The following is a 25950-nucleotide window of genomic DNA, read 5'->3' as shown; positions in this document are numbered from 1 at the left end:
TCAGAGACAGGCGGGCACTCCAGCGTCAGTGCCTGTGGAGGAAGTGGCGGATCTTGTCGCCGAGTCCTTCAGCGGTGCGGCCGCGACCCATGGAAGAGGTCCGTCCGGCAGTGTAGGGCCTGGTGCCCCGGGTGTATCCGCGCGCGTATCCGCCGGTGGTTCCGTGCGTGGTCCGTCCGGAGATTCGGCCTGCGGCATTCCTGATCATGTTGCCCAAGTTCATGATGAACTCCTTTGGTTGTGCGTCTGTTCAGGCTGCGACCGGTTTGAGGGCCGGTCTTTCCCGACTCTACGCCCGCCCACTGGGCATGGCTACCGCGGAGTTTTAGACGCGGACAACAGCAACGCGGGGTCACTTACCGCCCAATTCGGAGAGTTTATTGGGCGGTACGTGACCCCGCGTTGCTGCTAAGTCGATCGGAGGAGTGTTAGGCGCCGAGGGTCGCCGCTTCCCGTGCCAGGTCCGTGATCTGCTGCCAGTTCCCGCTTTCGACGGCGGCGCGCGGCGTCAGCCAGCTGCCCCCGACGCAGCTGACATTGGCCAGCTTCAGGTAGTCCGGCGCCGTTGCCAGGCTGATGCCGCCGGTCGGGCAGAACGTCACTTGCGGGACGGGTGCCCCGATGGCCGCAAGGTAGGACGGACCGCCGGCAGGACCGGCAGGGAAGAACTTCATGGTGTCCAGTCCGCGCTCCAGCACAGCCATCACCTCGCCCACCGTGGCCACGCCCGGAAGCACCGGCACCTCGAGGGAGAGCATGTGGTCCAGCAGGGCCGGGGTGACGCCAGGGCTGACCAGGAACTGCGCGCCGGCGGCCACGGCGTCGTCCGCCTGGCCCGGAGTAAGAATGGTGCCGGCGCCGACGAGGATGTCCGGCACCTCGTTGGCGATGGCTTTCAGCGAGGTGAGCGCCGTTTCAGTGCGCAGCGTGAGCTCGATAATCCGGACGCCGCCGTCGGCCAGTGCCCGGGCCACCGGAACGGCATGCTGCGGGTCGTCGATGGTCACCACGGGAATGACCGGGGAGACGTTCAGAACGCTGGTGGCGTCAGCCATGGGTGATCTCTTTTCTCAGGCCGTCCGGCCCGTGCGTGTCGATGATGCTGTACCAGTGGATGAGCAGGTCCGCGAAGCCGGCGTGTGCAGCGAGTTCCGGATCGAAGACGCTGCGGCAGCCCAGCAGCGCGGGGACCACGTCGGCCGCTGACTTCGAGACGGGCAGCGCCGCGGAGAGCTGATCAGCCAGCGGGTCGTTGAGTTCGTCCGCGGGGGTGGTGGCCACATGCCGCATCCAGGCGGCAACGGCGAGCGCCGCCCACCGGGGTACGCGGCCGGCGTCGAGGTTGCCGCGCACGGTGCTGAGCAGGCGCAGGCCGATCTTCTGCGAACCGTCGCTGCCCACCTTGGCCGTGGTGTGGCCGAGGGCGGGGTTGGCGAAACGTGTCAGCACCTGGGCACAATATTCGTCCGCGTCCAGGCCCTCCGGCAGTGTGATGGTGGGCAGGACGTCCTCGGCCATCATGCGCCGGGCGGCAGTGAAGAACGCCTCCTCGGCCACGGCGTCGCTGATGGTCTTCCTGCCCGCGGCGAGGCCGAGGTACGCCAGCAGCGAGTGGCTCGCGTTCAGCAGCCGCAGCTTGGCCGCCTCCCAGGCCGCAACGTCGCTGCTGAACAGCGCCCCGGCGTCCTCCCGGCGCGGACGGGCCGCGGCGAAGTTGTCCTCGATGACCCACTGCATGAACGGCTCGGCCACCACGGCGGCCTCATCCCGCAGCCCCAGTTCACGTTCGACGGCGTCCAGGTCACCCGCCGTCGTGGCCGGCACCATCCTGTCCACCATGGTGCTGGGGAACGTGACGTTGGCGTCCAGCCAGGCGAGCAGCGGCCCGGCTTCGGCGGCCGGCAGTGCCGCGGCGAAGGCGCGGACCAGCCTCCGGGTGAGTTCGCCGTTCCCGGGAAGGTTGTCGCACGAGACCACGGTGAGAGGGCCGGCGCCGGTCCGGGAGCGCTGCTGCAGCCCGCGGGCAATCTGCCCGACGGCCGTCAGCGGCGCCCGCCCCTCGAGATCCGCCTGCACGTCGGTATCCGCCAAATTGAGCGATCCCGTCTGCGGGTCGATCCGGTAGCCCTTCTCCGTGATGGTCAGCGTGACCACCAGAGTCTCGGGCGCGGCGATCCGGTCCACGGCGGCGGCCGGGTTGTCACGTCCCGAGATGGCGTCCACGATGCTGGAAACTACGCGGAGCGGCGCCGCACCGTCGCCCCGTTCGGCCACGGTGAACAGCCCGTCCTGCGGGGCGAGCTGCCGCGCAACCGTGTCCGAGCGCTGGGTGACGCCGGTGATCCCCCAGCCTGTTTCGCCGCTGGCCAGCATGGCGTTCTCGGTGCAGACGGCGGTATGGGCGCGGGCGAAAGCGCCCAGGCCGAGGTGCACGATGCCAGGCTTCAGGCCTTTGGCCCGGAGCGCGGCGCCGGGGAACTCTGCCGCATGAGGCAGGCTGCTGCCCAGGGTGGCACTGCTCAGGCGTGCGATGACAGCTCTCCTTCAGGTGTCCCCAGAGCCTGTGCCGTCGGAGTCTCTGCCCCCAAGGCGTGGGCGCGGGTCTGCTCGAAGCCCGGAATGAAGCCGGTGCCGCCCTTGCCGCCCACCACGAGCGAAGCCGCGGCCGCGCCATAGCGGGCTGCCTCGGGAAGGCTGTCGCCAAGGACCAGCCGCGCGGTCAGCGTGCCCACGAAGGCGTCGCCCGCTCCGGTCTGGTCCACCACGGCCGGCGCAGGGATGGCATCGATCCAGGCGGACCCGGCGTCGCTTTCCAGCTGGATCCCCTTGGACCCGCACGTCACCGCCACGTTCGCGGTGCCCAGCGAGCGCAGCTTAGCCGCCGCTTGCTCCGGAGAGGAGGTGCCCAGCAGTGCGGACGTCTCCCCCGGGAAGGAGGGCGTGACCAGGAACGCCTTCGGCGCAAGCCCGGTGACGGCCGCCGTCGCGTCCTCCACGGAGGTGAGCCGCGGGCGGTAGTTGGGATCGAACACGAAGCGGCGGGAAACCTCGGCTGCCCTGTAAACGGCGGCGCGGGACGAAGCCGAGATGGCGCAGGCGATGCCGCCTGCGATCACCGCTCCGGCCGCGGCAAACACCTCGGCGTCGACGTCGTCCGGCCCCAGCGTGGAGCCGACGCTGCCGCTGCGTGCGTAGGAGAACTCGCGCCGCCCGTCGGGGTCGCAGTGCACCAGGTACACGCCCTGCTGGCCCTTGCGAAACTTCAGGAGTCCGGTGGAAATGCCGAGTTCAGCGATCCGTGCGGCGACCGCCTGGCCGAGGTCGTCGTCGGGCAGTACTGCCAGCAGCGCGGTGCGGGCGCCGGCCGCAGCAGCAGCCGCGGCGACATTGAGCGCGTCACCGGAGATGCCGAGCTGTGCGGGAACGCCGTGCCCGAACGGGACGTCGGTGGCCACCTCGAGCAGGATCTCCCCCATGGCGACGACGTCGAACGGCTGTGTTTCTGTGGGGTTATTCACCAGTCATGCACCGACCCGTCGAGGCGGCGGTTGATGGGCAGGTACTTGGGGTCGAACGGGAACGCGGCGGCCGCCTCCTCGTCGAACTCCACACCCAGGCCGTGTGCGTCGCCGGGGTGCATGTAGCCGTCGGTGAAGGTGTAGGAGGTCTTGAACACCTCGTTGGCGGGGTCGCGGTGGCCCATGTACTCCTGGACACCGAAGTTGGGAATGCTCATGTCCACGTGCAGCGCGGCGGCGAAGGACACCGGGGAGAGGTCCCCGGCGCCGTGCGAGCCGGACCGGACCCCGTACAGGTCCGCCAGCGAGAAGATGCGGCGCAGGTGAGTGATGCCACCGGCGTGGGAGACCGACGTGCGGATGTAGTCGATCAGCCGTTCGGTGATCAGCTGCTGGCAGTCCCAGATCGAGTTGAACACCTCACCGACGGCGATCGGCGTGGTGGTGTGCTGGCGGATCAGGCGGAACGCGGACTGGTCCTCGGCCGGCGTCGGGTCCTCGATCCAGAACGGGCGGAACGGCTCCAGCGAAGCGCCCAGCCGGCCGGCCTCGATGGGCGTCAGCCGGTGGTGCACATCGTGCAGGACGTGCACGCCGTAGCCGAACTGCTCGCGAACATGCGCCATCATCTTCGGCGCGAAGTCCAGGTACGCGGTGGTCTCCCACAGGTCCTCCTGCGGGATGTTGCCGCTGGCTGGCTCGTAGGTCCTGCCGTCCACCGGCGCGATCCCGTAGGTCTTCTCCAGCCCCGGCACGGCGGCCTGCGCGCGGATGGCCTTGTACCCGAGGTCCAGGTGGTGCTGGAAGTCCGCGCTGAGGTCCTCCAGCGAGGAGCCGCTGGCGTGGCCGTAGACCATGACGCCCTCGCGGGCGGCTCCGCCAAGAAGCTCGTACACCGGCATGCCGGCGGCCTTGCCCTTGATGTCCCAGAGTGCGACGTCGATCGCGGCGATCGCGGTCATGGTCACGGGTCCGCGGCGCCAGTAGGCACCCTTGTAGAAGTACTGCCAGGCGTCCTCGATGCGGCGGGCGTCGCGGCCGATCAGCAGCGGGCAGAGGTGTTCGGACAGGTAGGACGCCGCGGCGAGTTCACGTCCGTTGAGGGTGGCGTCGCCGATGCCGGTGATCCCGTCCTCGGTCTCGATAACGAGCGTGACGTAATTCCGTCCTGGCGACGAAACCACTACGCGTGCGTCGGTGATCTTCACTGGTTGGTCCTTTTACTTCAGGGTGGTGTGGGGGTTGAGGCGAGTCGGGTGGGTCAGAAGAGGCGGAGCATGACCTTGCTGCTGCCGGCGGCGGGGTCTGCGGAAACCCGCATGGCTTCCGCCGCCTGGTCGATGCCGAACTTGTGGGTGATGACGGGCGAGACGTCCAGGCCTTCGGACATCGCCTTGAGCGCGTCTGTGATCTCGTCAGCGAACCGGTAGGACCCGATCCAGGTGATCTCCCGTGTCACGAGGTCCCCGAGGGCGGCAGGGGCCGGGGCGCCGGGCAAGTTGCCCACCTGGACGATCGTCCCCCCGCGGGCCGTGGCCCGGAGCACGCCGCCCAGCACAGCCGGGATGCCGGTGGCTTCGAATACGAGCTCCACGTCCTCCGGCAGCGTTGCCCCGCCGGAGAGGTTCCGGACCTCGTCCGCGCCCATGGCCGCAGCGATCTTCAGCGAGGCGTCGTTGATGTCCGCGGCGATGACCGTCCGTGCACCGGCGTATTTGGCGGCTGCAATCACCAGCGAGCCGATCGGCCCGGCTCCGTTGACCAGCACATCCCGGCCGGCCAGGTTCCCGGCCCGGCCGACGGCGTGAAGGGCGACGGCGAGCGGTTCGGCCAGTGCCCCGCGGAGGGTGTCCACGCCGTCGGGAAGCGGACGGACCTGCGATGCGCGGACCAGTTTCCGTTCACTGAAGCCGCCGTCGGTGTGCGGATCGAAGGCCGCAGATCCGAAGTACCGGATCTGCGGGTACAGGTTGGTCCGGCCGCTGAGCCGCGCGGGCATGATCCCGTCCCCCACCAGTTCGGCGGGATGGACGGTGACCGGCTGGCCGACGTCGAGGTTTTCCACGCCGTCGCCCAGCTGGGCGATCCGGCCGGCCACCTCGTGGCCGAGGACGAGCGGTGACTTCAGCTGCGCGGTTCCGGAGGCGCCGTGGCGCCAGTAGGAAAGGTCGGATCCGCAGATCCCGCCCCACTCGACGTCGAGGACCACCTCCCCCGGCCCGGCGACGGGCTCGGGGCGTTCGTCGATGCGGAGATCGTCGGCACCGTGGACAACAACGGCTTTCATGCTGCGTCTTCCAGGCGGACCATGTCGCGGCCGCGGACCTCGGGGCCGACGACGGCGGACACCAGGGTGATCAGCGAGTAGCCGATGAGCATGGCGGCCAGCGGCCACCAGTGCCCGGTGACGGCGGTAAGCGTCGCGGCGAGGATCGGGCCGATGGCCGTGGCCAGGATGCCGCCGATCTCCTTGGCAAGGGCCAGCTGGGTGAAGCGGGTGCGGGCTCCGAAGAACTCGGCCATGGTGACGCTCTCCATCGAGAAGAGGCTCAGTACGCCCAGGTTCAGGCCGGCGACGACGGCGATGGTGACCAGGGTCGGGTTGCCGCTGCTGACCATCATCATCATGGGGATCGCGAACAGGGCGGTGAGTGCGCTCAGGATGATGTACAGGGGCCGGCGGCCGAAGCGGTCGCCCAGGATGCCGATCAGCGGGATGGTGGCGAAGCCGATAATCGAGCCGATCATGATGGCCGTGGTGCCGACGGACTTGTTCATGAGCAGGACCGTGGCCAGGTAGCCGATGAGGAAGGTCTGGATGAGGCCGGAGTTGCCGGCCTGTCCGAAGCGCAGGCCCAGGGCGATCAGGAAGGACTTGCCCTTGCGCTGGTGCAGCGCAGCTTCGATCGTGCTGGTGGACTGGGTCTTGCGCTGGGGCTCCTTGGCTTCGGTTGCTTCGCCCGCCGTTCCGGCGAGGTCGCGCTTGGCGAGTGCCACGCCGTCGACGACGTCCTCACGCTGCTCGAAGACCGGGCTCTCCTTGAGGGAGCGGCGGATCCAGACGGCGAAGATCATCAGCAGGAAGCTGGCAAGGAACGGCAGGCGCCAGCCCCAGCTCAGCAGCTGCTCCTCGGAGAGGACACCCACCAGGATGGCCCAGAGCGCCGAGGCCGCCAGGGTGCCCGAGTTGGTGCCGAGGCAAACGAGGGAAGAAATGATGCCGCGGCGGCGGGCCGGGGCGTATTCGGCCAGCATGACGGTGGCACCGGCGATTTCGGCGCCGGCACCGAAGCCCTGGATCAGGCGCAGCGCGACGAGCAGGATGGGTGCCCAGATGCCAATCATGGCGTAGGTGGGCAGCACACCGATGAGCGTGGTGGACGCACCCATCAGGGCGATGGTGATGAAGAGGACCTTCTTGCGGCCGATCCTGTCGCCCATCCGGCCGAAGTAGACGGCGCCGACCAGGCGGGCCACATAGCCGACGCCGTAGGTTGCCATGGCGGCAATGAGGCCGATGACGGGGCTCACGTCGGGGAAGAAGATCTTGTTGAAGACGATGGCGGCGGCCAGCGAGTAGAGCTGGAAGTCCATGAATTCCATGGCCGTTCCCAGCCAGCCGGAAACCGCCACCCTTGCGAGGTCTTTGGTGGTCCGCGACTCGGTCTTGGCGGTGGGCGGTGCGATGCTCTCGGTCATCAGTTGCTCCTTTGCAGGCGATGAAGAAGGGGAGGTGGAGAGTTCTGCCTGATTGTGGCCGGCTTGGAGGACAGGAGGGCTGTCCGGCGGCCACTTACTGACTACCATACAAGCACTACCATTCTAGTTTGTCAACGATGGCTACACTGGATGCATGGCAACCGGCAAACCCGAAAAAGCGCAGTCTCCGCGGCTTTCCGTGCGGGACCAGACACTGGATACGCTCCGGCGTCGCATCATCTCCCTGCAGCTCCCTCCGGGCGAGCCGCTGTCCGAGAACGAGCTCGCCCAGGAACTGGGCGTCAGCCGGACGCCGGTGCGCGAAAGCCTCATCCTGCTGCGCGAGGAGGGGCTGGTGCAGGTCTTCCCGCAGATCGGCTCGTTCGTCTCGCTCGTGGATCTGGGCCGAGTGGCCGAGGCCCAGTTCGTCCGCGAAGCCATCGAGTGCGCGTCCCTTAACGACGCGATGGTGGATGCCGCTGCCCTCGCCGGACTCCGCGGGATCCTTGCCGCGCAGCGCGATGCGGAAGCCGCCGGCGACGTCGAGGAGTTCTTCCGGCTCGACGAGGACTTCCACCGCGAGCTCCTGCGCCTGGCCGGGCACGAGTCCGCGTGGACCGCCGTCAACTCGGCCAAGGCCCACCTCGACCGCGCGCGGCGGCTCAGCCTGATCGACACACGGCCGGTGTCCACACTGATCGAACAGCACACCGCCGTGGTGGACGCGCTCGAAGCCAACAACCGCCCCGAAGCCGACAGCTCCCTGCGGCTGCACCTGCGCGGCGTCTTCGAGGACGTCAAACGCATCCAGGCGTCGTCGCCCGAGCTCTTCTCAGACGGCACAGCCTCGCGCCCAGTAAGGCGCAGCATCGCCCGGCTTTCCTAGTCCGCGGCAACAGCAACGCGGGGTCACTTACGGCCCAATTCAGTCGGTTTATTGGGCGCGAAGTGACCCCGCGTTGCCCTGCCCGGCCGTCTACTCCTGCTTCACCAGGGCGGCCTCCAGAGCGATCTTCACCTTGTCGCTCACCAGCAGCCCGCCGGCCTCGAGGGCAGCGTTCCAGGTCAGGCCGAATTCCTTGCGGCTGATGTCGGCCTCGGCCGAGAAGCCTGCGCGGGTGGCGCCGAACGGGTCGACGGCGATGCCGGTGAACTCGACCTCGAGTTCGACGGGCTTGGTGATGCCCTTGATGGTGAGGTCGCCCGTGAGCGTGTAGTCTTCGCCGTCGCCCTCGATGTGCGTGCCCTTGAAGGTCATCTCGGGGAACTTCGCGACGTCGAAGAAGTCCTCATTCTTCACGTGCGCGTCACGGTTCGCGTCACCGGAGTCGAAGCTGGCGGTGCTCACGGTGGCATGCAGTGACGAATCGGCCAGGGAGTCCCGCACATGGGCTTCGCCGGTTGCTTCCCGGAACCGCCCGCGGACCTTGCTGATCCCGGCGTGCCGTACGCTGAAGCCGATCTCACTGTGGGACATATCGAGTGTCCAGACGCCGGGGGTCAGGCCTGCGGGAAGAGTCATGACGCATCTCCTTTGAAGGAAAAACCTGCTGGTCAGTGCGGTTTCAACACTGGTTTAGCCCGGCGGTGAAGTCAAGGATGAGAACCTTCGCCACAGACTCCTAGCCAATTTTCAGGAAACTTCCCTAACCTAGGAACAGGCCCACCGCGTAACCCCCATCCGGGGTGGTCCTGCCGCTAGGAGTGGCCCCGCAAAGCCGTTTGGCAGTGCGGGGCTCTCCGCGTTTTTGGCATCCGATCCGCGTGGCACCGCCAACTCCATCCCGCCGGCCGGTACAGTCGATCGTTGAATCGAGAACCAGCGCCACGGGAGTAAACCGCCTTGCACCACGCACCGCCCCGCGGAAGGAACTGGTTTGCAGCCGGCGCCCTTGCCGCCGTCATTCTGGCCACCACCGCCTGCGGCGGGGCTCTCAGCGCAACCCGGCAGCCGTCGTCGGACGCTGTCACCGGAACATCAGCCGGCACCGCGCCGGGCTACGCCGTCAAGGCGGCCGACCTCCTCGCCACCCTGCCCGTCAAGGGCCGCGCACCGAAAACCGGCTACGACCGGGAGCAATTCGGCCCCGCCTGGTCAGACACCGACCACAACGGCTGCGACACCCGCAACGACATCCTGGCCCGCGACCTCAAACGCACCACCTTCAAGCCCGGAACGCACGACTGCATTGTCCTGACCGGCTCTCTGGCGGATCCCTACACGGCCACCAGCATCGCCTTCACCCGCGGCAGCAAAACGAGCAGCGCAATCCAGATCGACCACGTGGTTGCTCTCAGCGATGCGTGGCAGAAGGGCGCCCAGCGGCTCAGCAAGGCGCAGCGGACGGCCTTCGCCAACGATCCCCTGAACCTGCTGGCCGTTTCCGGCCCCGCAAACCAGCAGAAGTCCGACGGCGACGCCGCCACCTGGCTGCCGGCCAGCCGGGCCTACCGCTGCCCGTACGTCGCCCGCCAGATTTCGGTCAAGGCGAAGTACAAGCTGTGGGTGACCCAGGCCGAACGCACCGCGATGGCCTCGGTCCTGGCCCAGTGCGGCGGCACGGTAGCCGGAAGCAAATAACCGGAGGCAGGCAAGGCGCAGGATCAAGCAAGCGCCGCTCAGCCCTGCTCCGGCGCCTCGCCCGCGAACGGGTAGTCGTCCTCGTCATTGCCGGGCGTCCCCGCGGCCTGCTCGATGGCGTCTGCCTCGGCCGCTTCCTCGGCAGAAAGGTCCGGGCGGGCGGCCGGGCTGTTGGACCTCAGCGGAGTCCGCTGCTCCAGGGCGTCCGCCTCGGGAACGTCCGCAGGCAACGACCGCTGTTCCTCGTCCCCGGACTCCCCGCCCGCCGTTTGGCGCTGTTCGAACGCGTCGACCTCCGGCACTTCGAGCGGTGTTTCATCGGGCTGGCTGTTCATGGATCTCCTCCTGGGCTGTCGGTCGGCTTCCTGGGCTTCGCCTGTGATGCCACGAGTCTGGCCCTACTCCCGGACGACGGCAATGGGGGCCGCCTGCTGCCCGGCCCTTGTGCCGGAACTCCAGGCGGCCCCGCACCACCTCCCCCCCCCCCCCCCCTTTCAACGTCCCTGCGTCAACTCCGGCTCTGCGTCAGCTGAGGTATCCGTTCGGGTTCAGCACATACTTCGTGGCTGCGCCGGCGTCGAACTCGGCGTACCCCTTCGGTGCTTCCTCCAGCGGAATCGGCTTCGCGTTGACGTTCTTGGCGATGCTCACGCGGTCGTTCAGGATGGCCATCATCAGCTGCCGGTTGTACTTCATCACCGGACACTGGCCCGTGGTGAAGCTCAGCGACTTTGCCCAGCCCGTACCGAGGCTCAGGCTCAGCGCGCCCTTCTTCGCAGCCTCGTCAATGCCGCCCGGGTCCCCTGTCACGTACAGCCCCGGAATGCCCAGCGCGCCGCCGGCCGCCGTGATGTCCATCAGCGAATTCAGCACAGTGGCCGGTGCCTCCTTGGCACCCTGGCCGTGGCCCTTCGCCTCGAAGCCCACGGCATCCACGGCACAGTCCACCTCGGGCACGCCCAGGATCTGTTCAATCTGCTCCGCCGGCCCGCCCTTGCCCAGGTCCACCGTCTCGCACCCGAAGCTGCGCGCCTGCGCCAGCCGGTCGCTGTTCATGTCGCCCACAATTACGACGGCGGCACCCAGCAGATGCGCGCTCGTCGCCGCTGCAAGTCCAACAGGACCGGCGCCAGCGACGTATACGGTGGAGCCGACGCCGACCCCCGCCGTCACTGCGCCGTGGAAGCCCGTCGGGAAAATGTCCGAGAGCATGGCAAGGTCAAGGATCTTCTCCATGGCCTTGTCCTTGTCCGGGAACTTCAGCAGGTTCCAGTCCGCGTACGGCACCAGCACATAGTTGGCCTGGCCGCCCACCCAGCCGCCCATGTCCACGTAACCGTAGGCGCTGCCAGGCCGGTCCGGGTTCACGTTGAGGCAGATCCCGGTCTTGCGCTCCTTGCAGTTCCGGCAGCGGCCGCACGAAATATTGAACGGCACCGAACAGATGTCCCCGACCTTGATGAATTCGACGCCGGGCCCCACTTCCACCACCTCACCCGTGATTTCGTGGCCCAGCACAAGGTCCGGCGGCGCCGTGGTCCGCCCCCGGACCATGTGCTGGTCCGATCCGCAGATGTTGGTGGCTACTGTTTTGATAATCGCGCCGTGGGGAACCTGGCGCCCCACGTTGGCCGGATTTACGCCCGGCCCGTCCTTAAGTTCAAAAGTGGGGTAGTCAATATCGATGACCTCCACCTTGCCGGGCCCCTTGTAGGCAACGGCTTTGTTCCCTTCCATCTCTTTCCTCCTGGCGTCACAGACCCTCCCCTTGAAGGATCGGCGGTGAATTCATGAGTGTTGTGATGCACCCTCCAGGGCATTCCCCTGAAAGGCCGGACGACGCCGTCGGGCCTTAAAAGGTGGAGGGTGACGCCAGTCTAGAACGGTCCCGCGTCATGGTCCATGGGTGCCCGGCCGTAAATTGAGAGCGCGCACTCAGCGGAGTTAATGGCGGCTCAGAGACACGGCTCTGCAATTAGGACAATTACGCAACACAATTGGGTCTTTTTGATGCGGTCCCTCGGGCCTACGTTGGGAACAGCGAGTCGCCCAGCCAGGGCGACCGGAACTTTGGAGGAATCCCATGAGCACGCATGTAGCCGATTGCAGCGTCACCAACTGCTCCTTCAACGACCACTCAGAATGTAACGCCGAGGCCATCACGGTCGGCGGCACCACAGACCACGCATCGTGCGCCACGTTCATTGACACCGGCACCCACGGCGGCCTTCCCAAAGTCCTCGCGGGAGTCGGAGCCTGCCAGCGCGCGGAATGCGTCCACAACGACCACCTGATGTGCAAGGCGCCGGAAGTCCATGTTGGCCCCGGCCCGGACAACGCCGACTGCCTCACCTACTCCCACAACGGCCACAAGGTCGCCCACTAGTCCGCGCGGGCAGATAGGGTCCCCCATTGGCGCTGCTCCGGCATTGATCGGCCTGAGCCGGTGCGGCCTGATTGTCAGAGCCTCTTGCTAGATTCAAATCAGCGCACCGGGAACCGTCCCGGAGCGAGGCTGCCAATGGGGAGGCCCCATGTTCCTGCTCGACCCGACCACGCCGGGAGCGCCATCTGACCTGGTGTTCTCAGCCAGCGATCTCGTGGCCGCGAGCGAGTGCGAGTACCGCACGCTGCGGATCCTCGACGAGAAGCTTGGCCGGTCCCCCAAAGCCGCCTTCCCCGCCGATGAGATGCAGGCGCGGGCCGGAAAACTAGGCGATCTCCACGAGCACAAGGTGCTTGCCGGCCTCATCGGCACCCACGGAGTCTGGGATGCGTCGCACGGCACAGGGGTTTACTGCGTAGACCGCGGAACGACCGACCGGGCCGACCTCGCCGAGAAGGCCCGCGAAACCGCTGTTGCCCTCCGTACGGGCGCCGACGTCGTCTTCCAGGCCACGTTCTTCGACGGCGAATTCCTCGGCTATGCGGACTTCCTGGTGAAAGAGGACATCGCCCCGGAGAACATCGGCCCGGAGGAACCTGAACCGGCAGGCAGTCCCCCGCCGGGCGGGGAACGCTCCTTGCTTTTCGGCGACCGTGGCCCGCGGTATGCGGTCTGGGACACCAAGCTGGCACGGCACGCCAAGGTGGGCGCGCTCCTGCAGCTGGCTGCGTACGGCGACCAGCTGATCGAGCTTGGGCTGGACCCCGCCCCGCGCGTCACCCTGGTGCTGGGAAACATGGAGCGCAGCTCCCACTCGCTGGCCGATCTGCTGCCTGTGTACCGCGATCGGCGGGCGCGGTTCCGTGAGCTCACCTCAACCCACCGGAACACGGACGCCCCTGTGGCGTGGCAGCAGCCCGGCGTCACTTGCTGCGGCAGGTGTGACTACTGCGCCGAGCAGGTGGCCGCGCACCGGGACCTGCTGATGGTCGCAGGGATGACGTCCGTCCAGCGGAAGAAGCTGGCCGCAGACGGCATCACCACCATCGACGCCCTCGCCGAGCTGCCGCTGCATCTGGCCACGGGTTCACGCCGGCGCCTGCGCGACCAAGCCAGGATGCAGACCGGCCTGGAGGCAGCCGACGGCTCCCGGACATTCGTTAAGGACGGCCAGCCGCACACCGTGACGTACAGGGTTCTGGCAGAGAACGCCCTGGGTGGTATCCCTGCCCCCAGCGAGGGCGACATCTTCTTCGATTTCGAGGGCGACCCCCTTTGGCAGGACCCGGCGGGCCAATGGGGCCTGGAATACCTCTTCGGCGTGATCGAGGCACCGCTGCCCACGGATCCGCCTGGCCAGGACCCCGTCTTCCGGCCGTTCTGGGCCCACTCACGCGCGGGCGAACGGCAGGCGTTCCTGGACTTCCTCGCCTACGTGGAGGACCGCCGGGCCCGGTATCCGGACATGCACGTCTACCACTACGCGCCGTACGAGAAGACGGCCCTGCGCAACCTCTCGCTGAACCACGTTGCCGGCGAGGATGTGGTGGACTCCTGGCTGCGGGACGGGCTCCTCGTGGACCTCTACGCCACGGTCCGGCATTCGCTCCGGATTTCGGAGGCCTCGTACTCCATCAAGAAACTCGAACCCCTGTACATGGGCGACCATCTCCGGTCCGGGGACGTCAAGGACGCCGGCGCTTCCGTGGTGGCCTATGCCGCCTATTGCGAGGCGCGCAACGCCGGCCCCGAGACGCAGGCGGAGGCGGCTGCCATCCTGGCCTCGATATCCGACTACAACCGGTACGACTGCCTCTCCACGCTCCGGCTTCGGGACTGGCTGCTGCAGTTGCGCGGCGGCGCGCCCGCTCCTGAGGGGGTCCGCGCCGGGATGGCGGGCGTGGGCGCCGCGACGGCAGGCACAGGAAGGGCGGACAGTCCCCCAACGCCGCCGGACGCAGTCCCGGACGGGAAACCGACGCCGGAGGAAGAAGGCCTGCGCGCCTTCCTGGACGCCATTCCTGAGCACCGCGAACTGACGCCCGACGAGCAGGCCGTGGCCATGGTCGCGGCGGCCACCGGATATCACCGCCGGGAGCGCAAACAGTTCTGGTGGGAGCACTTCGACCGCCTCGAAGCCGAGGTCGACAGGTGGCGGGACCAGCGGAACGTGTTCATCGTGGAAGCGGCGGAGGTGGTCTCCGACTGGGCACCGCCCACCTCCCGCGCCCGCACGGAGTCCCGCACGCTGCGGCTCACCGGCATCATGAGCGAGGGCTCGGAATTCAAGCCCGGCTCCACCTGGTTCCGGATGTTCGAGGACCCCCTGCCCGACGGACTCGGCGAGGTCGACGGCGGCAGGACCCCGCATCGCACAGCGGGCCAGCGTTCAGGGTCGGCAGAGTCGCCGGCGGCCCCCACCGAAGCCGCCATGCCTCCCTCCCGCGACGGCATCTTCGGCACGCTGGTGGAAACCGTCGAGGACCACCCCGAAAAACCCGGCCGGACCGTCATCACCATCACAGAGAAGTCCACGGGAAGGGTGCCGCCATACTTCCAGCTGCCCATGGCCCTGACGGACGACCGCCCCATCCCCACCGTCAGCATCGAGGCGGCACTGGCGGAACTCGCACAACTCGTCGGTTCCACGCTGCCGCAACTTCCCCAGCATCCCGGCGTGGACATCCTCCGCCGGACGGCACCCAGGCTGGCCGGCATCCCGAACCTCCCCACGGTCGGCAACGATGCCAACGGAAACGCCGACTACGTGTCGGCCATCACCGCGGCGCTGCAGCATCTGGACCGGTCCTACCTCGCGGTACAGGGGCCTCCGGGAACCGGCAAGACGTTCGTCGGCTCCCACGTCATCGCGCGGCTCGTGCGGGCCGGCTGGAAGGTGGGCGTGGTTGCCCAGTCCCATGCCGTCGTCGAAAACATGCTCTGTACGGCCATCCAAAAGGCCGGGGTGGACCCCTCCATGGTGGCCAAGAGACTTGCCCAGCCACACGACGTGCCGTGGACCTGCGTCGCCGACGAGGACATCCTGCGGCTCCTGGTCAGGCCGGGCGGTTGCCTGGTTGGCGGAACTGCCTGGACCATGACCGGCAAATGCGTGCCTCCTGGGTCACTGGACCTGCTGGTCATTGACGAGGCCGGCCAGTATTCGCTGGCCAACACCCTGGCCGTGGCCCGGTCCGCGAAGCGGCTCCTGCTGCTCGGCGACCCGCGGCAGCTTCCCCAGGTCACCCAGGGCTCCCACCCGGAGCCCGTCGATGAGTCGGCGCTCGGCTGGCTGTCCGCCGGTCATGCCACGATGCCCGCCGAGCTCGGCTACTTCCTCGCCGATTCCTGGCGGATGCATCCTGAGCTTTCCCGGAAGGTGTCGGTCCTCAGCTACGATGGCCGGCTGGAGTCCGCACCGGCGGCATCCCGGCGCCATCTCGACGGCGTGCCTCCGGGCGTGGAGACCGTCCTGGTGCAGCATTCCGGCAACACCACGAGCTCGGCGGAGGAGGCGGCAGCTGTCGTCTCTTTGGCCCGCGAGCACATCGGGCTCAAGTGGACGCCGGGCAAGGACGAGCCGGTCCGGAGGCTGGAAGCCAAGGACATCCTGGTGGTGGCTGCCTACAACGCCCAGGTGCAGGCCATCCGGCACGCCCTGGATCACGAGGGCCTGCAGGACGTGCGGGTGGGAACGGTGGACAAATTCCAGGGCCAGGAGGCTCCCGTGGTGCTCGTGTCCATGGCGTGCTCCGCGATAGCCGAGGCACCGCGCGGAGCCGAGTTCCTGCTCAACCGCAACCGCATCAACGTGGCTGTCTCCCGGGGCCAGTGGAGGGCTGTGGTGGTCCGCTCCCCCGAGCTCACGAACTACATGCCGTCACGGCCGTTCGCGCTGGAGGAACTCGGGGCCTTCCTGGGACTCAGCCCGGGCTAAACCGGGCTTGGTGAACCCGGCTCCAAAGGACTCAGCTGACCACCTGAAAGCTGCTGAATCCGCCTTCGGCCGGGGAGACCATCTCATCGACGTGGGCCACCCTGCCCGGGGCCCGGGATGAGCCCAGCCAGCGCCTGAACTCCACGATGTCCGGCTGCGGGCCCTCCGCGACGACGGCGACCGAACCGTCGTCGTCGTTCCTGACTGAACCGGTCAGCCCAAGCTCGTCGGCCTTGCGCGCGGTCCAGTAGCGGAAGCCGACACCCTGGACCATTCCTGTGACCCGTGCGGTGAGGCGGACACTGTCCGGGTCGGCTGCGTTCGAGTCAGTCATGGAACCAATGTAGCGCCGGCGGCCTTGTCCCGACAGGACCGGCCCGCGGAGCCCGATTACCGGTCAACTCTCTGGGGTTGATAGGGGTTAATACATGCCAGACCTTCTAGACCAAGCAATGCCTTTCCTCGCTATCGCAGTGGCAGTGGCCGCCGGGCTGGTCCTCTCCTGGCTGCTCCGCCATGTGGTTCTACGGCTCAACCGGCGGCTGACTGCACTGCGCGACTCCTCACGGCGGGCCAGGGTCCCGCTGCGGCTCACACTGTGCCTCCTCGGCGTCCGGATCGCCCTCGGCCTCAGCACGGAGGATTCGCCCTGGCGCCGGGCGGTGGACCAAGTGCTGCTCATAGCACTGATCGCCGCCGCGGCCTGGCTGGCGGTGGCGGTACTGCTGATCCTCGAATCGCTCATGCTCACCCACTACAGCGTGGATGTGGCGGACAACCGCCGCGCCCGCCGGCTCCGGACGCAGGTGAGCCTTGCCCGGCGCGTCGGTGTGGCACTGGTGGTGATCCTCGCACTCGGCGTCGCCCTCCTGACCTTCCCGGACGTGCAGGCACTCGGTGCGGGCATCCTGGCCTCCGCCGGGCTGCTCTCCATCGTGGCAGGCCTCGCCGTGCAGTCCTCGCTGGTGAACGTCTTCGCCGGAGTCCAGCTCGCTTTCACTGACGCCATCCGGGTGGACGACGTGGTGGTTGTGAACAAGGAATGGGGCCGGATCGAAGAAATTACACTCACGTACGTGGTGGTCCACATCTGGGACGACCGCCGGCTTATCCTGCCGTCGACCTATTTCACCACCACGCCGTTCGAGAACTGGACGCGCCGAAGGTCGGAGGTCATGGGCACCGTAGAGTTCGATCTCGACTGGCGTGCCCCGGTCGAGGCCATGCGCGCGGAACTCAATACGCTGCTGGCCGGCACTGACCTGTGGGACGAGCGGGTGGGCATCCTGCAGGTCACCGATGCCACCAGCGGCTTCGTCCGGGTCAGGATTCTCGTGAGCGCGGCTGACAGCGCCTCGCTCTTTGATCTGCGCTGCCTCATCCGCGAGGAGCTGGTCCGGTTCCTGCAGCAGGAGCACCCGCAGGCGCTGCCGCATCTGCGCTGGGAGACGGTTGAATCCGGCCGGTCCCAGGGTTGGCCGCAGCAGCCACAGCGGCCGCAGCTGGACGCCCATCCGCGCCAGCCGTCAGACCCGAACGATTCCCAGCTCTTCACCGGGTCCATCGAGGCCGTGCAACGTTCCCGCGCCTTTACAGGACCCGGCGAGCAGGCGTTCGAGGACCGCGAAAAGACTCTGTCCGCCCACGACTAGTGCGCGCTGACTCCCTGAAACAGCGGAAGCCGCGCTGCAGCGTGTGCTGCAGCGCGGCTTCCGGCCGGAGGGAATCAGTTGACGGTGATGTCCCGGGTCCGGTGGTTGTAGCGGATGGTGAGCTGGCCACCGGCGTGGTGCAGTTCGTGGTTGGCGCCATCGAAAGCACCGAACGCGCCGTAGTTCTCATCCCAGGAACGGTTCAGGGCGATCTTGAAGTTGTAGTAGCCCGCCGGGATTTCAGCAGAGAGCTTCCACAGCTGGTCCAGTTCGTCGAGCTTCATCTGCGCTTCGTCGTACTGCGGTGCCCAGTTCTCCGGGGCTCCCAGCAGCGTGTTGAAGTCGCCGGCCACGGCCACCGCACCAGGCTGGTCGATGGTTTCCACCGAGTTTTCGACGGCGGCCTGCGCTTCGGCGTCAGCCTCGGCCTTCTTGTGTACAGCCTTGGCTACGGGAGCCACTGCGCCTTCAATGAGCTTGGCCGCCTTATCTGCAACCTTCGCGACCTTGGACGGAGCCTTCTCGGCCTTTGCGGACGCCTTCTTGGCGGCCGGCTTGGCGGGTGCCGCCACCGGAAGGGGGGTATCGGCAGGAACCGGAGTACCGGCGTCGAGCGCTGCCGAGAAGGCGGCAGCGTCCGGGAAGGCGACCGTGGCGCGCTGGCCGTCCTCGGTGATGGTCCAGCCGGAGCGTCCCTTGACCAGCCAGCCGGCCTTGACCAGCTTGGCCGTGGCGGTGGTCAGCGACTTGTGGCCACGGGGAATGCCGCCGCTCAGGAGCTCAGCTTCGTAGGCGTTCAGCGGAACCCGGACGAGGGCTTCAGCCAGCACGGCACCGGCGTTCTGCGATTCACCCGACAACACCCCCTCTGCCAGAACGTCCAGCACGGCCTTAAGGCGGATGTTGGTGTTTTCGGCGGCAGTCTTGCGCATGGTTCCCCTTACAGAGCGAATGTTCCCCCAGTAGTTTGCCAAGCGCCGGGCAAATCTGACGACTTTGTTCGGTAAACATTGTGTGTCGTGACCGACTATGACGGGGATTACACCCGAACTGAGCCGGAAATCTCGGTTCTTACAGGCTTGCAGGACATCTTCCCGCCCCGATTTCCCGACCGGATACCAGTTCATTTCCCGGCGGCACCAATAGAAAGTAGGCTTACCATATAGAGCGAGGCACCAAACGAAGGGATGAATTCAGTGAGTGAACACAGCAGCAACGCAGACGGCTTTATCGTTCCGGACCCTTCGAAGATCCGCGACGACGGACCCGGCGACGCAGGTGATGACGCCAACGCCATCCGATTCAGCGAGGAGCAGGCACTCATCGAGGAACAGTCGCACGGCATCCGCCCGGAGCGCTACAACGTCCCCTCCGGCGGCCCCACCATGGAGGAAGCCCGCGGCAACATGGACCTGTCCGACGACACCGGCGACGCCGCCTCCGCAGACAGCAGCGACGACGGACTGCACAGCGGCCAGGAGCAGTAGCTGGCAGCAGTAACCGGCGGCCGTAACTGCCGCCAGTAGCGACGTGTCACCGCTACAGAAGGGCGGCTGCCGGTGGCGGCCGCCCTCCCCTAGTACGGCGACCTACTGCACGTAGCCTTCAACCTCTTTGACTGGACGGGCATCAGCCTCGTTGGGATCCTCGCCAGCCTTGACCTTTGCCCGGCGCTGGCGCAGCAAATCCCAGCACTGGTCCAGGGCTTCTTCCACCTGCCGCAGCCGGACGCGGCGCTCACCCTGCCCAGCCTCGTCGTCCGAATCGTTTTGCCCGGAGCCGCCGGCCGAACCTGCCCCTGCCGGCTCACGGAGCTGGTGCTCCTCGTCAACCAGCGCCTGGATACGTTGCAGAATGTCCTGGTTGTCCATCGCCTTCACTCCTTGGTTACCGCGCGCCGGATGGCCTTGTGGGAATCGCCGCCGGCCGTGACGGCCCGCCGGCCTTGGACTGCCAGCCTAACTTCGTGCTGCGGCCCGCAAAAGGGGTTTGCCCTCGCCGCCATCCCAATTCAAAGCCAACCGTCCGCACTCCAAGCGCAACAGCACTGGCGGCGCCGCCGTCGTCTCGTTAGGGTTGACGATAAGCATGCTTAGCATTGCCCCTGACGTCAGGGACCGAGCCCGATGTTCCTGTCCGCGTTCAACACCACCTCGGAGGAGAACCATGACCGACCAGTACACCTTCAAGAATCCCGTCACGGCATACGAGCACATCGAGCCGCCCAAGCAGCACCAGCCCGAGCCCGGCCTGGACGCGAAGCTTGAACCCAAGGCCGACCTGGGCGAGGACACCTACCGCGGCACCGGTCGCCTCAACGGCAGGAAGGCAATCATTACGGGCGCGGACTCAGGTATCGGTGCAGCGACGGCCATCGCCTTCGCCCGGGAAGGGGCCGACGTCGTACTGTCCTACCTTCCCGAGGAGGAAGAAGACGCCGCGAAGATCGCCAACCTGATCGAAAAGGCCGGCCGCAAAGCCGTGAAGGTGCCCGGCGACCTCAAGGACGCCGCAACCTGCCAGAAACTGGTGGACACCGCCCTGCAGGAACTGGGCGGACTGGACATCCTGGTGAACAACGCCGGCAAACAGGTGGCGCAGGAGGACATCGGCCAGATCACCGACGAGCAGTTCGACCACACGCAGAAGACCAACGTGTACGCCATGTTCTGGCTCACCAAAGCCGCAGTGCCGCACCTTCCCGCCGGCTCCACGATCATCAACACCACATCCATCCAGGCATACAACCCGTCACCGACGCTCCTGGACTACGCCACCACGAAAGCCAGCATCAACAACTTCACGAAGGGACTGGCACAGCAGCTGGCGCCGAAGGGCATCCGGGTGAACGCCGTGGCTCCCGGGCCGATCTGGACGCCCCTGCAGGTCAGCAGCGGCCAGCCGAAAGAGGCGCTGCCCGAGTTCGGCAAGGACACTCCCCTGGGCCGCGCCGGCCAGCCCGCCGAACTCGCCCCGGCTTACGTGTTCCTGGCCTCGGCGGAGTCGAGCTTTGTGGTGGGCGAGACGCTGAACGTCAACGGCGGCAGCCCGACGCCGTAGCTTCGGCTTCCGCGGCTCCGAAGCACCGGTTTGCACCGCATTTCTGCACCACTTTGTGCAGCCGCTCCGCGGCCCGGCACCGGAAAAGTGGAGCAAAAATGCGGCCCCGCCCACCAAAAATGCAGCGGCCCCACTTATAGTGGCGACTACACCGCACCTCCCTGAGCCACTCCAGCAACCTTCCTGAGGAGAGCCCCATGGAATCCCGCACGCTTGGTTCACTGTCCGTCTCCAGCCTTGGCCTCGGCTGCATGGGCATGAGCGAGTTCTACGGAACCGGCGACGACAGCGAGTCCATCGCCACAATCCACGCGTTCCTGGACGCCGGCGGAACACTGCTGGACACCGCGGACATGTATGGCCCGTTCACCAACGAGCAGCTGGTGGGCAGGGCCATCGCGGACCGGCGCTCCGAGGTGGTCCTGGCAACGAAGTTCGGCAACGAGCGGCGGGAGGACGGTTCCTGGGTTGGCATCAACGGCCGCCCCGAATACGTCCGCTCCGCCTGCGATGCCAGCCTGCAGCGGCTGCGAGTGGACCACATTGACCTCTACTACCAGCACCGGGTGGACAAGACGGTCCCCATCGAGGACACCGTCGGAGCGATGGCGGAGCTCGTCGAAGCCGGCAAAGTCCGCCACCTGGGGCTGTCCGAAGCGAGTGCTGAGACCATCCGCAGGGCGCACGCTGTCCATCCGATCACCGCACTGCAGACGGAGTATTCGCTCCGGGAGCGGGAGCCAGAGACCAAGGTTTTCCCTGTGCTCGCCGAACTGGGAATCGGCTTCGTGCCCTACAGCCCCCTGGGCCGCGGCTTCCTGACCGGCCAGCTGCGCAGCCCCGACGACTTCGCTGCCGATGACTTCCGGCGCCATTCACCCCGTTTCCAGGGCGAAAACTTCACCCGGAACCTGCAGCTCGTGGACCGGGTCAAGGAACTGGCAGATGAGAAGCAGTGCAGTCCGGCGCAGCTCGCACTGGCCTGGGTGCTGGCGCAGGGCGAGCACGTCGTGCCCATTCCCGGCACCAAGAAGCGCGAACGGCTGGCCGAGAACCTGGGTGCCGCCGCCGTCGAGCTCTCCAGCGGAGACCTCGCCCGCCTTGATGAGCTTGCCCCCGCCGGAGCTGCCGCCGGCGCCCGCTACCCGCACATGACCTCGATCGACACCTAGCAGCCCGCCCCCGCCGGGATGATCCGCACCACAAAACGCAGGAAAGGGAGTCCCATGACAGTCAACCCAGAAGGCAGCTGCCCTGCAGACCAGGACCTCGCGCACTGGAGCCAGCGGCTCACCCAGGCGCTGCAGATCCTGGACCTCAAGGTGGACCAGCAGCTGGTCGCCCGCCTCGCCGCCGAGTCCTCCCGGGCCGTGAACGCGCAGGCCGCTCCCGTCACCGCACTGCTGGTTGGCTACGCGGCCGGGCTCCGGGCACACGGCAGCAGCGCGTCACCACAGGAGTCGGTGGAGTCCGCGGCCGACGTCGCCCTGCGGCTCTGCGAGCACGGCACCGAGGGCGGCCCGGACAGCGAGGGCTGGTCCAGCACCGCCCAATAGGCACCGCCCAGTAAGCATCGCCCAATAAGGGCGGCGGCGCTGGGGCGCTAAACAGTCTCCGTGCTGGGCTCCAAACGCACGATCACAGCCTTGGACGCCGGCGTGTTGCTCCCCTCCGCGACGCTGTCCAGGGGCACCAGCACGTTGGCCTCCGGGTAGTAGGTGGCCGCGCAGCCGCCGGCCGTTGGATACGAAACGACGCGCAACTTCCGCATGACCCGCTGCACGTTGTCCTCGTACACACCATGGATGTCCACGAACTGGCCGTCGCTGAGGCCAAGCTCGGCGATGTCCTCCGGACTGACGAACACCACGTCGCGGCCCTTCTTGATGCCGCGGTACCGGTCGTTATGCCCATAGATCGTGGTGTTGAACTGGTCGTGCGAGCGGACCGACTGGAGGATCAGCGTGCCGGCAGGCCGGTCGATGCTCTCCAGGTGGTTCACCGTCAGGATGGCCTTGCCGGTGGGAGTGCTGAAGGTCCGCGAATCCCGGGGCCCGTTGGGCAGGACAAAACCGCCCTCCTGCCGGATCTTGCTGTTGTAGTCCTCGCAGCCCGCCACCACGCGGGAAATGTGCTCGCGGATGAGGTCGTAATTCTTCTCGAACCCGGCCCAGTCCGCATTGGTCTTCCCCTGCACCGTCTCCCGGGCGATCCGGCAGACGATCGCCACCTCGGAGAGGAGGTTCGGTGCAACGGGTTCCACCCTTCCCGCCGAGGGATGCACCGCGCACACAGTGTCCTCCACGGACACGAACTGCGGGCCGGACTCCTGCAGATCGATTTCCGTGCGCCCCATGGTGGGCAGGATGAGCGCTTCCTTCCCCGTCACCGTGTGCGAGCGGTTGAGCTTCGTGGAGATCTGGACGGTGAGGTCGGTGTTCTCCATGGCTGCTTCGGCGGCATGAGTGTCGGAGATGGCGGCCACCAGGTTTCCGCCCAGTGCCACGAATACCCTGATGACGCCGTCGCGCATTCTGCGGATGGTTTCCACGGCGTCGGCGCCGTGCTCCCGTGGGGGGTCGAAGCTGAACTCCTTGGCGAGTGCGTCCAGGAAGGCAGGCGGCATCTGCTCCCAGATGCCCATGGTCCGGTCCCCCTGCACGTTGCTGTGCCCGCGGATGGGCGAGGCGCCGGCCCCGGGCTTGCCGATGTTTCCGCGCAGCAGGAGCAGGTTGATGATCTCCTTGATCGTGGCCACGCCTTTCTTGTGCTGGGTGATCCCCATGGCCCAGGTGATGATGACCCGGTCCGCCTTCAGATACCGGGCGGCCAGCTCATCAATCTCGTCGGCGCGGAGGCCGGTGGCGGCCAGGACGGTCTCATCGTCCAACTCCGACAGGTGCGCCCGCAGCTCCTCGAGCCCCTCGCAGTGCTCCTCGAGGAACTGCTGGTCCAGCACGGTCCCCGGGTTCTTCGCCTCGGCGTCGAGGACCCGCTTCGAAATGGCCTGCAGCAGCGCCATGTCTCCGCCCACCCGGATCTGCAGGTACTGGTCCGCGAGGTCAGTGCCGTGGCCGATGATGCCCTTGACCTTCTGCGGGTTCTTGTACCGCAGCAGCCCCGCTTCCGGCAGCGGGTTGACGGCCACAATCTGGGCGCCTGCTTCCTTGGCCTCCTCAAGGGCGGTGAGCATGCGCGGATGGTTGGTGCCCGGGTTCTGCCCCATGATGATGATCAGCTGGGCCTTGGCGAAATCGTCGTAGGTGATGGTGGCCTTGCCGATGCCGATGGTCTGGCCCATCGCCCAGCCGGACGATTCGTGGCACATGTTGGAACAGTCCGGCAGGTTGTTGGTGCCGAAGGCCCGCACAAAGAGCTGGTAGATGAAGGCGGCCTCGTTCGACGTCCGGCCGCTCGTGTAGAAGGCGGCCTCGTCCGGGCTGGCCAGGCCGTTGAGCTTGCGCCCCAAGATTCCGAAGGCTTCATCCCAGCTCACGGGCCGGTAGTGGTCTGCCCCCGCCGGCTTGTAGACCGGTTCCGTGAGGCGGCCCTGCATCCCGAGCCAGTACTCGGTCCGCTGGCGCAGTTCACTGACAGGGTGCTCCGCCCAGAAGTCGGATTCGATCACCACCGGAGTGGCTTCCCAGGTGACGGCCTTGGCCCCGTTTTCGCAGAACTCAAAGGTCTTGCGGTGGTCCGGGTCCGGCCAGGCGCAGCTCATGCAGTCGAAGCCGTGCTTCTGGTTCATGGCGAGCAGCGTCTTCTCTGTCCTGCTTACGCCCATGTGTTTGATGGCCGGCTGCATGGAATGCAGGACGCCCGGGATGCCGGCGGCCCATTCCTTCGGCTTGCCGACCTCGAGATCCTCCTCGTTTGCCTCTTCCACGTCTGGGTTCTTGCGCGGCATGCTGCACACTCCTTGACTCGCCATCGTCCCGGCACTGCTGCCCCGCGGCGTCATCACCGCGGTGTTGCGTCCCTCACAGGACTAGCAGTTATGGGAGGTGCCTGCAAGCATCCGGCCTGTATCCAACCGGACGGCCGCTGGCACACCGGCGCCGAGGGGGCGGACAATTGGAACACCTGCTGCGACCGTTTGGAGCCTCGATGCACCGTTCGATGGGCTGGCTAAAACACCACAGGCTTCTGGCTTTCTTTGTCCTGACCTACGCGATTTCCTGGGCCTCGTGGCCCTTCTTCGCGGCCGGCCTGATGCCCCGGATGGAATTCCTGCCGGTGGGTCCCCTTGCCGCTGCAATCATCGTCATAGCCTTGGCGGAGGGACGCCCCGGCTTCCGCGCCTGGGGACGGCGGTTGGTACGGTGGCGCGTCGGCTGGATCTGGTACGCCGTTGCGCTCCTTCTTCCCGCCGCGCTCGTCCTGGCCACCGGATTTATCACCATGGCACTCGGCGCCGCCGCCCCGGGCCTCGAAAGGCTGACGTGGACCGGACTGGTGACCGTGTTCGCCGTCCGGCTGGTGAATCCGCTGGACGGCGCGCTCGGCGAAGAGCCCGGCTTCCGCGGCTACGCCCTCCCCCTGCTCCAGGCGTCGCGCCCGCCCCATCACGTTCCTCTACGTGTGGCTCTTCAACCGCACCGGCGGCAGTGTCCTCCTGACGCTTCTGTTCCATAACAGCCATGGCACCTTCACCGTCGGTTCCTTCGGCTTCACCGCCGCCGGGGCCGCCCGCGCCGAGCTGATCTACTTCCTGATCGTCGTCCTCGCGGTTCTTGCCACCGTGGTGCTGGACCGCCGGGCCTGGCGCCGGGCGCCCCGCTCGGCCACCGCCGTCGGGCGTTTCTCGCTCCGAATGCGTCCCGGATGAACGACGGCGGGTGATTGGCGCCGGGCTAAGGGAACCGGTGATCCCATGCAGCACCGGAAATCCCATCAACCTCAGGAGGGAAAATGTCCTCACCGCTGGCGAAGGCCGCCGGTCGCATCGCCCTGGTGTCGGGCCTCATCTTTGCGGCCGTTGACCTGGCCCGCCTGCTTGCTGCCGACAAAAGCCTCGACCGGATCGAGATGATGAGGCAGACGCCCTTCCAGATCACGAACGACTGGTTCCGCTGCCGGCGGTCCGCTTGATCCCATACAGCCGTCAGGCACGCCCG

The 25950-nt window shown here is 67.1% G+C and carries 26 protein-coding genes; 12 read left to right on the top strand and 14 right to left on the bottom strand.

What is annotated here, in order from left to right; genetic code table 11:
- Positions 1–25: 25 nt before the first annotated feature.
- From ACFRAH_RS02640 to ACFRAH_RS02610, 7 genes are all read right to left on the bottom strand, one after another.
- Positions 26–223, bottom strand: a complete 198-nt coding sequence (locus ACFRAH_RS02640) for a hypothetical protein (protein WP_377989358.1) — start codon at positions 221–223, stop codon at positions 26–28.
- 205 nt (positions 224–428) lie between these two features.
- On the bottom strand, positions 429–1055 hold the full coding sequence (eda, locus tag ACFRAH_RS02635; RefSeq protein WP_377989357.1) for a bifunctional 4-hydroxy-2-oxoglutarate aldolase/2-dehydro-3-deoxy-phosphogluconate aldolase: 627 nt from the start codon (positions 1053–1055) through the stop codon (positions 429–431).
- Positions 1048–2433: a mannitol dehydrogenase family protein gene (locus ACFRAH_RS02630; RefSeq protein WP_377989356.1), complete on the bottom strand. Its 1386-nt coding sequence runs from the start codon at positions 2431–2433 to the stop codon at positions 1048–1050. The genes eda and ACFRAH_RS02630 overlap by 8 nt, the downstream gene beginning before the upstream one ends.
- Before the next feature lie 86 nt (positions 2434–2519).
- On the bottom strand, positions 2520–3476 hold the full coding sequence (locus ACFRAH_RS02625) for a PfkB family carbohydrate kinase (protein WP_377989512.1): 957 nt from the start codon (positions 3474–3476) through the stop codon (positions 2520–2522).
- Between the two features lie 38 nt (positions 3477–3514).
- Positions 3515–4726: a D-mannonate dehydratase ManD gene (manD, locus tag ACFRAH_RS02620; RefSeq protein ID WP_377989355.1), complete on the bottom strand. Its 1212-nt coding sequence runs from the start codon at positions 4724–4726 to the stop codon at positions 3515–3517.
- A gap of 53 nt (positions 4727–4779) precedes the next feature.
- Positions 4780–5805, bottom strand: a complete 1026-nt coding sequence (locus tag ACFRAH_RS02615) for an L-idonate 5-dehydrogenase (protein ID WP_377989354.1) — start codon at positions 5803–5805, stop codon at positions 4780–4782.
- Positions 5802–7217, bottom strand: coding sequence for an MFS transporter (locus tag ACFRAH_RS02610; RefSeq protein ID WP_377989353.1), 1416 nt, complete (start codon positions 7215–7217; stop codon positions 5802–5804). Before ACFRAH_RS02610 ends, ACFRAH_RS02615 begins: the two co-directional genes overlap by 4 nt.
- Before the next feature lie 154 nt (positions 7218–7371).
- Here ACFRAH_RS02610 and ACFRAH_RS02605 point away from each other — a divergent pair, with 154 nt between their 5' ends.
- A complete protein-coding gene (locus ACFRAH_RS02605; protein ID WP_377989352.1) occupies positions 7372–8103 on the top strand; it encodes a GntR family transcriptional regulator in 732 nt (243 codons plus the stop codon).
- Between the two features lie 90 nt (positions 8104–8193).
- On the opposite strand, the gene ACFRAH_RS02600 is transcribed toward ACFRAH_RS02605, so the two are convergent.
- Positions 8194–8739 (bottom strand): YceI family protein, encoded by a 546-nt coding sequence (locus ACFRAH_RS02600; RefSeq protein WP_377989351.1) that lies wholly within the window; start codon positions 8737–8739, stop codon positions 8194–8196.
- 321 nt (positions 8740–9060) lie between these two features.
- Here ACFRAH_RS02600 and ACFRAH_RS02595 point away from each other — a divergent pair, with 321 nt between their 5' ends.
- Positions 9061–9798, top strand: a complete 738-nt coding sequence (locus ACFRAH_RS02595) for an HNH endonuclease family protein (RefSeq protein WP_377989350.1) — start codon at positions 9061–9063, stop codon at positions 9796–9798.
- Positions 9799–9836: 38 nt separating this feature from the next.
- Here the strand turns inward: ACFRAH_RS02595 and ACFRAH_RS02590 are convergent, their stop codons facing one another.
- Both ACFRAH_RS02590 and fdhA read right to left on the bottom strand, forming a co-directional pair.
- Complete coding sequence (locus tag ACFRAH_RS02590; protein ID WP_377989349.1) at positions 9837–10133, bottom strand: hypothetical protein; 297 nt, start codon at positions 10131–10133, stop codon at positions 9837–9839.
- A 190-nt stretch (positions 10134–10323) separates the two neighbouring features.
- Positions 10324–11535 (bottom strand): formaldehyde dehydrogenase, glutathione-independent, encoded by a 1212-nt coding sequence (gene fdhA / locus ACFRAH_RS02585; RefSeq protein WP_377989348.1) that lies wholly within the window; start codon positions 11533–11535, stop codon positions 10324–10326.
- 346 nt (positions 11536–11881) lie between these two features.
- Here fdhA and ACFRAH_RS02580 point away from each other — a divergent pair, with 346 nt between their 5' ends.
- Both ACFRAH_RS02580 and ACFRAH_RS02575 read left to right on the top strand, forming a co-directional pair.
- Positions 11882–12184, top strand: coding sequence for a DUF1540 domain-containing protein (locus ACFRAH_RS02580; RefSeq protein WP_377989347.1), 303 nt, complete (start codon positions 11882–11884; stop codon positions 12182–12184).
- A gap of 148 nt (positions 12185–12332) precedes the next feature.
- Positions 12333–16121, top strand: coding sequence for a TM0106 family RecB-like putative nuclease (locus tag ACFRAH_RS02575; protein ID WP_377989346.1), 3789 nt, complete (start codon positions 12333–12335; stop codon positions 16119–16121).
- 31 nt (positions 16122–16152) lie between these two features.
- Here the strand turns inward: ACFRAH_RS02575 and ACFRAH_RS02570 are convergent, their stop codons facing one another.
- Complete coding sequence (locus ACFRAH_RS02570; protein WP_377989345.1) at positions 16153–16455, bottom strand: acylphosphatase; 303 nt, start codon at positions 16453–16455, stop codon at positions 16153–16155.
- A 118-nt stretch (positions 16456–16573) separates the two neighbouring features.
- Here ACFRAH_RS02570 and ACFRAH_RS02565 point away from each other — a divergent pair, with 118 nt between their 5' ends.
- On the top strand, positions 16574–17773 hold the full coding sequence (locus ACFRAH_RS02565) for a mechanosensitive ion channel family protein (RefSeq protein WP_377989344.1): 1200 nt from the start codon (positions 16574–16576) through the stop codon (positions 17771–17773).
- A 74-nt stretch (positions 17774–17847) separates the two neighbouring features.
- Here ACFRAH_RS02565 and ACFRAH_RS02560 read toward each other — a convergent pair whose 3' ends face one another.
- On the bottom strand, positions 17848–18705 hold the full coding sequence (locus tag ACFRAH_RS02560; protein WP_377989343.1) for a glycosidase: 858 nt from the start codon (positions 18703–18705) through the stop codon (positions 17848–17850).
- A gap of 255 nt (positions 18706–18960) precedes the next feature.
- Between ACFRAH_RS02560 and ACFRAH_RS02555 the strand changes: the two genes are divergently transcribed.
- Complete coding sequence (locus tag ACFRAH_RS02555) at positions 18961–19260, top strand: hypothetical protein (protein ID WP_377989342.1); 300 nt, start codon at positions 18961–18963, stop codon at positions 19258–19260.
- 102 nt (positions 19261–19362) lie between these two features.
- On the opposite strand, the gene ACFRAH_RS02550 is transcribed toward ACFRAH_RS02555, so the two are convergent.
- A complete protein-coding gene (locus ACFRAH_RS02550) occupies positions 19363–19644 on the bottom strand; it encodes a DUF2630 family protein (protein WP_377989341.1) in 282 nt (93 codons plus the stop codon).
- Positions 19645–19939: 295 nt separating this feature from the next.
- Between ACFRAH_RS02550 and ACFRAH_RS02545 the strand changes: the two genes are divergently transcribed.
- The 3 genes from ACFRAH_RS02545 (at position 19940) to ACFRAH_RS02535 (ending at position 22389) form a co-directional block, all read left to right on the top strand.
- Positions 19940–20833, top strand: coding sequence for a glucose 1-dehydrogenase (locus tag ACFRAH_RS02545; protein ID WP_377989340.1), 894 nt, complete (start codon positions 19940–19942; stop codon positions 20831–20833).
- A gap of 197 nt (positions 20834–21030) precedes the next feature.
- A complete protein-coding gene (locus tag ACFRAH_RS02540) occupies positions 21031–22005 on the top strand; it encodes an aldo/keto reductase (RefSeq protein WP_377989339.1) in 975 nt (324 codons plus the stop codon).
- Positions 22006–22059: 54 nt separating this feature from the next.
- Entirely contained in the window at positions 22060–22389 is a 330-nt protein-coding gene (locus ACFRAH_RS02535) for a DUF6457 domain-containing protein (RefSeq protein ID WP_377989338.1), read from the top strand.
- Positions 22390–22436: 47 nt separating this feature from the next.
- On the opposite strand, the gene ACFRAH_RS02530 is transcribed toward ACFRAH_RS02535, so the two are convergent.
- Positions 22437–24740: an FdhF/YdeP family oxidoreductase gene (locus tag ACFRAH_RS02530; protein ID WP_377989337.1), complete on the bottom strand. Its 2304-nt coding sequence runs from the start codon at positions 24738–24740 to the stop codon at positions 22437–22439.
- 200 nt (positions 24741–24940) lie between these two features.
- Between ACFRAH_RS02530 and ACFRAH_RS02525 the strand changes: the two genes are divergently transcribed.
- From ACFRAH_RS02525 to ACFRAH_RS02515, 3 genes are all read left to right on the top strand, one after another.
- A complete protein-coding gene (locus ACFRAH_RS02525) occupies positions 24941–25468 on the top strand; it encodes a hypothetical protein (protein WP_377989336.1) in 528 nt (175 codons plus the stop codon).
- The gene (locus tag ACFRAH_RS02520; protein WP_377989335.1) at positions 25413–25661 is read left to right on the top strand and encodes a hypothetical protein; all 249 of its coding nucleotides are present in this window, start codon (positions 25413–25415) and stop codon (positions 25659–25661) included. The genes ACFRAH_RS02525 and ACFRAH_RS02520 overlap by 56 nt, the downstream gene beginning before the upstream one ends.
- Before the next feature lie 83 nt (positions 25662–25744).
- A complete protein-coding gene (locus tag ACFRAH_RS02515; RefSeq protein WP_377989334.1) occupies positions 25745–25924 on the top strand; it encodes a hypothetical protein in 180 nt (59 codons plus the stop codon).
- Positions 25925–25950: the final 26 nt, after the last annotated feature.

Origin of the sequence: Arthrobacter sp. NPDC056727 (genome assembly GCF_042790555.1) — a bacterium.
Classification (GTDB): domain Bacteria; phylum Actinomycetota; class Actinomycetes; order Actinomycetales; family Micrococcaceae; genus Arthrobacter.
Note: the sequence above shows the minus strand (reverse complement) of the source record. Positions and strands in the feature narration are given on the sequence as shown.

Excerpts from the sequence above, each read along its gene's own strand:
- ACFRAH_RS02555 (WP_377989342.1), top strand. The coding sequence starts at position 18,961 with ATGAATTCAGTGAGTGAACACAGCAGCAACGCAGACGGCTTTATCGTT.
- ACFRAH_RS02610 (WP_377989353.1), bottom strand. The coding sequence starts at position 7,217 with ATGACCGAGAGCATCGCACCGCCCACCGCCAAGACCGAGTCGCGGACC.
- eda (WP_377989357.1), bottom strand. The coding sequence starts at position 1,055 with ATGGCTGACGCCACCAGCGTTCTGAACGTCTCCCCGGTCATTCCCGTG.
- ACFRAH_RS02625 (WP_377989512.1), bottom strand. The coding sequence starts at position 3,476 with ATGGGGGAGATCCTGCTCGAGGTGGCCACCGACGTCCCGTTCGGGCAC.
- ACFRAH_RS02565 (WP_377989344.1), top strand. The coding sequence starts at position 16,574 with ATGCCTTTCCTCGCTATCGCAGTGGCAGTGGCCGCCGGGCTGGTCCTC.
- ACFRAH_RS02515 (WP_377989334.1), top strand. The coding sequence starts at position 25,745 with ATGTCCTCACCGCTGGCGAAGGCCGCCGGTCGCATCGCCCTGGTGTCG.
- ACFRAH_RS02535 (WP_377989338.1), top strand. The coding sequence starts at position 22,060 with ATGACAGTCAACCCAGAAGGCAGCTGCCCTGCAGACCAGGACCTCGCG.
- ACFRAH_RS02575 (WP_377989346.1), top strand. The coding sequence starts at position 12,333 with ATGTTCCTGCTCGACCCGACCACGCCGGGAGCGCCATCTGACCTGGTG.
- ACFRAH_RS02545 (WP_377989340.1), top strand. The coding sequence starts at position 19,940 with ATGACCGACCAGTACACCTTCAAGAATCCCGTCACGGCATACGAGCAC.
- ACFRAH_RS02525 (WP_377989336.1), top strand. The coding sequence starts at position 24,941 with ATGCACCGTTCGATGGGCTGGCTAAAACACCACAGGCTTCTGGCTTTC.
- ACFRAH_RS02540 (WP_377989339.1), top strand. The coding sequence starts at position 21,031 with ATGGAATCCCGCACGCTTGGTTCACTGTCCGTCTCCAGCCTTGGCCTC.
- ACFRAH_RS02570 (WP_377989345.1), bottom strand. The coding sequence starts at position 16,455 with ATGACTGACTCGAACGCAGCCGACCCGGACAGTGTCCGCCTCACCGCA.
- ACFRAH_RS02615 (WP_377989354.1), bottom strand. The coding sequence starts at position 5,805 with ATGAAAGCCGTTGTTGTCCACGGTGCCGACGATCTCCGCATCGACGAA.
- ACFRAH_RS02550 (WP_377989341.1), bottom strand. The coding sequence starts at position 19,644 with ATGGACAACCAGGACATTCTGCAACGTATCCAGGCGCTGGTTGACGAG.
- ACFRAH_RS02640 (WP_377989358.1), bottom strand. The coding sequence starts at position 223 with ATGAACTTGGGCAACATGATCAGGAATGCCGCAGGCCGAATCTCCGGA.
- ACFRAH_RS02560 (WP_377989343.1), bottom strand. The coding sequence starts at position 18,705 with ATGCGCAAGACTGCCGCCGAAAACACCAACATCCGCCTTAAGGCCGTG.
- ACFRAH_RS02580 (WP_377989347.1), top strand. The coding sequence starts at position 11,882 with ATGAGCACGCATGTAGCCGATTGCAGCGTCACCAACTGCTCCTTCAAC.
- ACFRAH_RS02590 (WP_377989349.1), bottom strand. The coding sequence starts at position 10,133 with ATGAACAGCCAGCCCGATGAAACACCGCTCGAAGTGCCGGAGGTCGAC.
- fdhA (WP_377989348.1), bottom strand. The coding sequence starts at position 11,535 with ATGGAAGGGAACAAAGCCGTTGCCTACAAGGGGCCCGGCAAGGTGGAG.
- ACFRAH_RS02600 (WP_377989351.1), bottom strand. The coding sequence starts at position 8,739 with ATGACTCTTCCCGCAGGCCTGACCCCCGGCGTCTGGACACTCGATATG.
- ACFRAH_RS02530 (WP_377989337.1), bottom strand. The coding sequence starts at position 24,740 with ATGCCGCGCAAGAACCCAGACGTGGAAGAGGCAAACGAGGAGGATCTC.
- ACFRAH_RS02605 (WP_377989352.1), top strand. The coding sequence starts at position 7,372 with ATGGCAACCGGCAAACCCGAAAAAGCGCAGTCTCCGCGGCTTTCCGTG.